This window comes from Nocardia testacea NBRC 100365 (assembly GCF_000308775.1).
GTDB classification, from domain to species: Bacteria; Actinomycetota; Actinomycetes; order Mycobacteriales; family Mycobacteriaceae; genus Nocardia; species Nocardia testacea.
Genome location: NZ_BAGJ01000255.1, coordinates 20,558 through 27,014, shown reverse-complemented (window position 1 = coordinate 27,014; position 6,457 = coordinate 20,558). Strand labels below are relative to the sequence as shown.

General features: G+C 69.2%; 8 protein-coding genes. 5 read left to right on the top strand and 3 right to left on the bottom strand.

Annotated elements, in window-relative coordinates; all coding sequences use genetic code 11:
* Positions 1-109: 109 nt before the first annotated feature.
* From ON38_RS34395 to ON38_RS26945, 3 genes are all read left to right on the top strand, one after another.
* A complete protein-coding gene (locus ON38_RS34395; RefSeq protein ID WP_051165223.1) occupies positions 110-1,012 on the top strand; it encodes an MlaD family protein in 903 nt (300 codons plus the stop codon).
* Positions 1,009-1,560, top strand: a complete 552-nt coding sequence (locus tag ON38_RS26950; RefSeq protein WP_051165222.1) for a hypothetical protein — start codon at positions 1,009-1,011, stop codon at positions 1,558-1,560. The genes ON38_RS34395 and ON38_RS26950 overlap by 4 nt, the downstream gene beginning before the upstream one ends.
* 111 nt (positions 1,561-1,671) lie before the next feature.
* Positions 1,672-2,169, top strand: coding sequence for a pyridoxamine 5'-phosphate oxidase family protein (locus tag ON38_RS26945; protein ID WP_039827831.1), 498 nt, complete (start codon positions 1,672-1,674; stop codon positions 2,167-2,169).
* A 31-nt stretch (positions 2,170-2,200) separates the two neighbouring features.
* On the opposite strand, the gene ON38_RS26940 is transcribed toward ON38_RS26945, so the two are convergent.
* On the bottom strand, positions 2,201-2,644 hold the full coding sequence (locus ON38_RS26940; protein WP_218000842.1) for a DUF6223 family protein: 444 nt from the start codon (positions 2,642-2,644) through the stop codon (positions 2,201-2,203).
* A 118-nt stretch (positions 2,645-2,762) separates the two neighbouring features.
* On the opposite strand from ON38_RS26940, the gene ON38_RS26935 reads away from it, so the two are divergent.
* Both ON38_RS26935 and ON38_RS26930 read left to right on the top strand, forming a co-directional pair.
* A complete protein-coding gene (locus ON38_RS26935; protein ID WP_039827830.1) occupies positions 2,763-3,845 on the top strand; it encodes a sensor histidine kinase in 1,083 nt (360 codons plus the stop codon).
* Complete coding sequence (locus tag ON38_RS26930; RefSeq protein WP_039827829.1) at positions 3,842-4,504, top strand: response regulator; 663 nt, start codon at positions 3,842-3,844, stop codon at positions 4,502-4,504. The genes ON38_RS26935 and ON38_RS26930 overlap by 4 nt, the downstream gene beginning before the upstream one ends.
* 65 nt (positions 4,505-4,569) lie before the next feature.
* On the opposite strand, the gene ON38_RS26925 is transcribed toward ON38_RS26930, so the two are convergent.
* On the bottom strand, positions 4,570-5,568 hold the full coding sequence (locus ON38_RS26925) for a hypothetical protein (RefSeq protein WP_157181931.1): 999 nt from the start codon (positions 5,566-5,568) through the stop codon (positions 4,570-4,572).
* A gap of 123 nt (positions 5,569-5,691) precedes the next feature.
* Positions 5,692-6,426, bottom strand: coding sequence for an IPT/TIG domain-containing protein (locus tag ON38_RS26920; RefSeq protein ID WP_083873122.1), 735 nt, complete (start codon positions 6,424-6,426; stop codon positions 5,692-5,694).
* Positions 6,427-6,457 lie beyond the last annotated feature (31 nt).

Below are 6,457 nucleotides of genomic sequence, written 5' to 3'. Positions count from 1 at the left end.
TCGTCGTCGCGGCGTTCCCGGTCGCCGACCGACCGGCTCGAGCGCAGCCCGAATCGTCGCCGACACCGCGCCGCACATCGCATGATCGGCCGACCCCAGAAGGAGTTCGATGTCCTCCGTGCGTGGCCCCGCGATCGGGTTGTCCGTCTTCGGTGTTGTCACCGTGTGTTGCCTGAGCCTCGTCCTGACCACCACGCGCGGACCGGCCGGCGAGGCCGGCACCGACTACGCGGCCGTCTTCACCGATATCTCCGGACTCACCGCCGGAAGTGGAGTCCGGCTGGCCGGAGCGCCGGTCGGAACGGTCACCACGATAGATATCGCCGGCGATGCCACCGCCCGGGTGGGGTTCACCATCGGTCACGACCGGCGGGTCCTGGATACCACTCGTGCCGCGGTTCGCTATCAGAGCCTGCTCGGGCAGTACTACGTGGAACTGTTCGAGTCCGGACCCGGCGGAACCGTCCTGGCGCCCGGGGCAACCATTCCGCGCGAGCGGACCGCGCCGAGCTTCGACGTGTCACGGCTGTTCGACGGCTTCCGGCCCCTGTTCACCGAACTCGACCTCGCGGAGCTGGGGCGGGTGGCGGAGAACGTGGGCCGGGTCCTCCAGGGTGACAGCGCGGGTATCGGGCCGGCACTGACAGCGCTCGGCGATCTGCTCGAGTACGCGACGAACGAACACGCGGCGGTCGCGGTGTTCATTCACAATCTGGGCAAGCTCGCCACCGAGATCGGCGGTATCGCCGAACAGGTAGGCGTGCTCATCGAACGGATCGCCGCCCTGGTGGGGCTTTTCGACGATGCCGTGGAACTGGTGGACTCGCTGTTTTCGGAGGATTCGAGCTTCGACGCGGAGGGCGGGCTTCTCGCCGACCCCGGTTCCCTTTCCGAAGACGACCACCCGGCCCTGCACGAGCAGTTGCGTCTCCTCGCTTCGCGACCCGACCAGCTCGTGGAAGTCCTGTCGTTGAAGCCCGAACTGATCGACGGATTGAACTCCGGCCGGTGAACGAGACATCCGAGCCCGGCGAACAGCGGAAACCCGCGGCACAGCGCGCGTCCGGTTCGGCGGCCACCGTCGCGGCGTGGGGGCTCGCCGCGGCCGCGTTCGTCGTCCTGGCGGCGCTTCTCGGCTGGCGCTGGTATTCCGCCCAGCAGGAACTGGACGACCTGCGCGCCCGCATCACCGATCGCGACCGGGTGGCCGCTGTGGCCGCCGATTACGCGCAACGGTCGCTGACCTACGACTTCCGCAGCCTCGACGCCTTCTTCGCCGGTGTCCGGCGGGGCACCACCGCCGGGTTCTCGCAGCGCTACGAGACCGTGAGCGACACACTCGCGAAGGTCATGACCGAATCCGAGGTCGTCGCCACGGGCGAGGTCGTGGGCACCGCGGTCGACGCCGTCGACGGTGACAACTACATCGTGACCGTTTTCGCGACCCAGCAGACCCGCAACGTCCAGCACCCGGAACCGGTCGCCGTATCCACTCTGGTGACCGTGACCGTGCAGCGCGCCGGCGACGAATGGCTCGTTGCCGACTACCGCCCGCGGTGATCCGCGGGCCGGACGCGCCCCGGATGTCGAGAACGGCCGACCGGCTCCGTCCCGGGGATACGAGCAGCCGAGAACGGCCCGCTCGAGGACGCCGACACAGGAGCTACAGCGATGCAACAGCACGAGATCACCGAGGTCCTCGACCGCCCGATCAGCCGGGAACTACTCGCCCGTGATCTGACCCGTTTGGCCTACGTCGCCACGGACGGCACACCGCGCAGCATTCCTATCGCCTTCACCTGGAACGGCTCGGAGATCGTCCTGTGCACTACGAAGAACGCGCCCAAACTGCCCGCGCTGCGCAAGAACCCGATGGTCGCGCTCACCATCGACACCGAGGTCCACCCGCCGAAGATCCTGCTCATCCGCGGCCGGGCGGAGCTGGATGTCGTCGACGGCATTCCGGACGAGTACCTCCAGATGAACGGCAGCTACGAGATGACCCCCGAACAGCGGGTCGAATGGGAGGCCGAGGTGCGCTCGCTCTACGACGGCATGGTCCGGATCGTCATCACCCCGACCTGGGCCAAACTGATCGACTTCGAAACCACCCTGCCCAGCGCGGTCGAGGAGCTGATCCGGCAACGGGCCGAAAGCGAGCCGATCTGAGATCGATCGTGGGTTCGGCGGCGCGGGACCATCACCGGACACGCTCATCCGCGGTGGCCCGGCGTGATGGCGAGAGCTTCCACAGGGCGAACCCACCGAGGACCGCGGCGACCGATCCGATGCCCAGGGCGAGGAAGCCGCCGACGATCCCGTATCCGGTACCGGGTCCGCCCTCGGCAGCGAGCACGACCAGCCCACCGAGCACCAGACCGGCCAGCCCCGCCGCGAATGCGACGACTGCCGAGCGGCGTCCGGCGCGGCGGCCGACCGCTCGGGCGCCGATCACCACGCCCGCGAGCCCCACCGCCACACCTACCAGGGACCAGAAACGTCCGGCGGTCAACCCGGAGGCATCCGACTGCGCCAGGATCTCCGAGGTGACGAGTAACTGACGAACAGACATGACGTTCTCCTTCTCCGGCAACTGATATATGGCCATCGTCGCCGCCGGGCCCGCCTCGGTCGTCGTGCGCACGAGGGCATTCCGATTGCCGCCGGGGGCGTAGGTTGGGCGGGGCGTACTGCGTCCGCAGTAGCCGGTGATCATCCCCGTGCACGACTTCCTCGCGCGGACATCGGGCTAGGGTGCATCAATGGAAAGGCTCCGGAACTGGGCGCTCGCCGCGGGCATCGCCGTGTTCCAGCTGGTCTCCGGGTTGTCCGGACCGCCGGTCGGCTGGGTGCTGCTCGTCGTGGGCGGGCTGGCACCGGCCGCCGCCGGCCGGATGCCGGTTGCCGTGCTGGCGGTGACGGGGTCGACCGCGTTAGCGTACCAGGCCCTCGGGGTGGATGTGCCCGCGGTGGCGTTCCTGGTCGCCGTCTACGCCGCCGTCCGCGCCGGGCGCCGACGGGCGGCCGTGGCGGGCTCGGTGATCATGGTGGCGGCCATGCCCTTGGCGCTGCTCATCTCGCCGCGCGGGCTGCTCGTGAGCGAGGCGTTCATGGAATCCCGGGACGTGCTGCAGTTGGCATGGCTGGTCGCCGCGGGCGCGGCGGGCGAAGCCCTGCGGCAGGCCGAGCGACGCGCCGACGAGGCCGAACGCACCCGGGAGGAGACCGCGCGGCGCCGAGCCGACGAGGAGCGGTTGCATATCGCCCGGGAACTGCACGATTCCCTGACCCACCAGATCTCGGTGATCAAACTGCAGGCCGAGGTGGCCGTACATTCGGCCCGCCGGCGCGGAGAGCAGGTGCCCGACGCGCTGTCGGTGATCCTGGAGGCCGGGCGCGAGGCATCCCGGGAACTGCGGGACACCCTGGCGGTCCTGCGCGACGACCGCACACCGTCGTACGGACTCGATCATGTCGCGGAGCTGGTGGACCGGGTCCGTGCCGCCGGTCTGGACGCGACTCTGACGGTGGCCGGGCGGCGCGACACCCTGCCGGTGGCCGTGCACCGGACCGCGTACCGGATCGTCCAGGAGTCGCTGACCAACATCACCCGGCACTCCGCCGCCGGGACCGCGACGGTGCGTATCGATTACCGCCCGGACGCCGTGGTGATCCAGGTGGACGACGACGGCCGAGCCACGCCGGACATCACTTCCGAGCCGGGTGTGGGACTGCTCGGGATGCGCGAACGGGTCACCGCCCTCGGCGGCCGGCTACACGCCGCGCCCCGTAGCGAGGGCGGCTTCACCGTCCGAGCCGAACTGCCCCTGGAGCGGACGCCGTGATCCGTGTCCTGCTGATCGACGACCAGCCGCTGATCCGCAGCGGTTTCCGCGCACTGCTCGAGTTGGAAGACGATATCGAGGTCGTGGCCGAGGCAGCCGATGGCGCACGGGGTGTCGAGCTGGCCCGCGAGCACCGGCCCGATATCGCACTGGTCGACATTCAGATGCCGGGCGTGGACGGCATCGAGGCGACCCGGCGTATCGCCGCCGACCCGGCCCTGGCCGGGGTGCATGTGGTGGTCCTGACCAACTACGGTCTGGACGAGTACGTCTTCGACGCCCTGCGCGCGGGTGCGGCCGGATTCCTGGTCAAGGACATCCACCCGGAGGACTTCCTGCACGCCGTCCGGGTCGCGGCCCGGGGTGACGCGCTGCTCGCGCCATCGATCACGCGCAAGCTGATCGACCGGTACGTCAGCCGGCCGCCGGTCCCGGACCGGGCTGCCGGAATGGCGGAGCTGACCGGCCGCGAGCGGGAGGTGGTCGCCCTCGTGGCGCGGGGTCTGTCGAACGACGAGATCGCCGCCCATCTGGTGATCAGCCCGCTGACCGCCAAAACCCACGTCAACCGGGCCATGACCAAACTCCACGCTCGTGACCGCGCCCAATTGGTGGTCCTGGCCTACGAATCCGGCCTCGTGACACCCCGCTGGGCGTGATCTGCCCTCTCCCGGGCACTGGTGTCGACGCCGCCCGACCGGTTCGGATCGTGTTCGACGGCGAGCTACACGGCTGGATCGATCAGCAGGTGTTCCATGCCGTTCGCCTCGTCGGAGTGCTTGTCGAGACCGATGATCGCCACGAAATCGTGGTCACCGACGCTGCGCTGTAATGGGCGCCAGTTTTCGGCGAGATACCGGCCCGCGCCCGCGGTGCCGCGCCGCCCCAGGCCGCCGCAGTACACCCAGTACCGGCCGGGATACAGGTCGGGGCTCGGCCGCACGCGGGCGATGATGCCGATATCGGCCACACCGTGCGCGTCGAAGCGACGGCCGTCGCGGAGCTCCACGCGCTGCGGGTGGAAACCGCCCGCGTTCCCGCTGTCGGCGACGGTGAACAGCGGACGCTCGGCGGTTTCGGCGTAGCGGCGGACGCACTCGTTACCGCTCAGTCCGAAACTGATGAAGGGACGGTCGTCGAGTGCGACGACGTCACGGTCGCCCCGTATCCGGATCGGGATACGGGTATGCCGCCGGAGCAGATCGAATACGTACAGCAGACCTCGAAGGTCGCTCTCCGGTACGACCAGCGTTTCCGGCGGCTGCCGGGGGGCGGGAACGTCTTCCTTCCCGCCGAAAAGACGCCGGCGCGCGAATCCCGCCGGCCGGCGCGTGTCCACCGGGCCGGTCAACGCGAACGCGGGATGCACGAGAAGTGCTTCGCCGGTGATCATCTCGGCGCCGAAGAAGGCCTCGAGAACGATATCGACATCGGCGGTGCCCGCGGTGCGGGGCCGGCCGGGAACCGGCCCCGCACCGGCGATCTGGAACAAACCCTCGACCGTCCAGCCCGGGAACATCCGCTCCAGCACGCGGCAGTGGTAGTCGCGGGGCAGACCGATCATCCGACCGGAAAGCCACTGGTAGTACTGGGCTTTCGCGGGCCCGTGCCCCGGCGGAATGGGTGGGTCGAGCTGGGCCGCGCACCGGTCGTACGCGGCCAAGAAATCCGGATGGCTCTTCAGATGCCGTTCGGCCAACAGGACCTTCAGCACGGTTGCCAACGAAAACCCCCTTTACCCCGGCGGTCTCCCCTCCACTGTGCCGGAGAATCGAGCACCGCTGATCCGACCACGGCGAGACCGGGTCGCCGGCCGCGAACCACCGACGACCCGGTCCCTCAGGCCTCACATATAGGTGTAGCCGAGACCGTTACTGGTTCCGCCCGAACCCGTGACGGTGACCTGCACCGTGCCCGCGGATCCGGCAGACGCGACCGCGGTGATCTGAGTGCTGGAGTCGACCGTGAACACTGTCGCGGTATTGCCGAACCGCACCGTCAGCGGGCCGGTGAAACCGGTACCGGTCAGGGTGACATTGTTACCCCCGGCAGGCGGGCCCGAGGCCGGCGCGATAGCGGTGAGCGTGGGCACCACGACGTAGACGAAGGGGACCGAGTTGCTGGTGCCGCCCGGGCCGGTGACGCTGATCAGCACGATTCCGGTCCCCGCGGCGGAAGTCGCCGTGATCTGCGTATCGGAGTCGACGGTGAACGACACCGAGGTGGAGCCGAAGAAAACAGCGGTGGCTCCGGTCAGGCCCGTTCCGGTGAGCGTCACGGTCGTGCCGCCCACCGTCGACCCCTGTCCGGGGCCGACGCCGCTCACGGTGGGGACGGCCAGGTAGGTGTAGGACACCGTATTGCTGGTGCCCTGGGCCGTGGTGACGGTGACCGGTGTGGCACCGGCCGAACCACCGGGGGCGATGGCCGTGATCCGGGTGGGGGAATCCAGGGTGAAGGTGGTTGCGGTGGCGCCGAAACGGACCGTGGTGGGGCCGGTGAAACCCGTGCCCGTGATGGTCACGCTCGTGCCCCCGGTGGTGGGGCCCGAGGTTGGGGAGAGAGAAGTGATGGTAGGCATGGTGCGTGCTTCCTTGTTACTGAGGTGATGT

Bases quoted from the DNA above. Each gene is read 5' to 3' on its own strand.
- ON38_RS34395 (WP_051165223.1), top strand. From the start codon at position 110: ATGTCCTCCGTGCGTGGCCCCGCGATCGGGTTGTCCGTCTTCGGTGTT.
- ON38_RS26945 (WP_039827831.1), top strand. From the start codon at position 1,672: ATGCAACAGCACGAGATCACCGAGGTCCTCGACCGCCCGATCAGCCGG.
- ON38_RS26935 (WP_039827830.1), top strand. From the start codon at position 2,763: ATGGAAAGGCTCCGGAACTGGGCGCTCGCCGCGGGCATCGCCGTGTTC.
- ON38_RS26920 (WP_083873122.1), bottom strand. From the start codon at position 6,426: ATGCCTACCATCACTTCTCTCTCCCCAACCTCGGGCCCCACCACCGGG.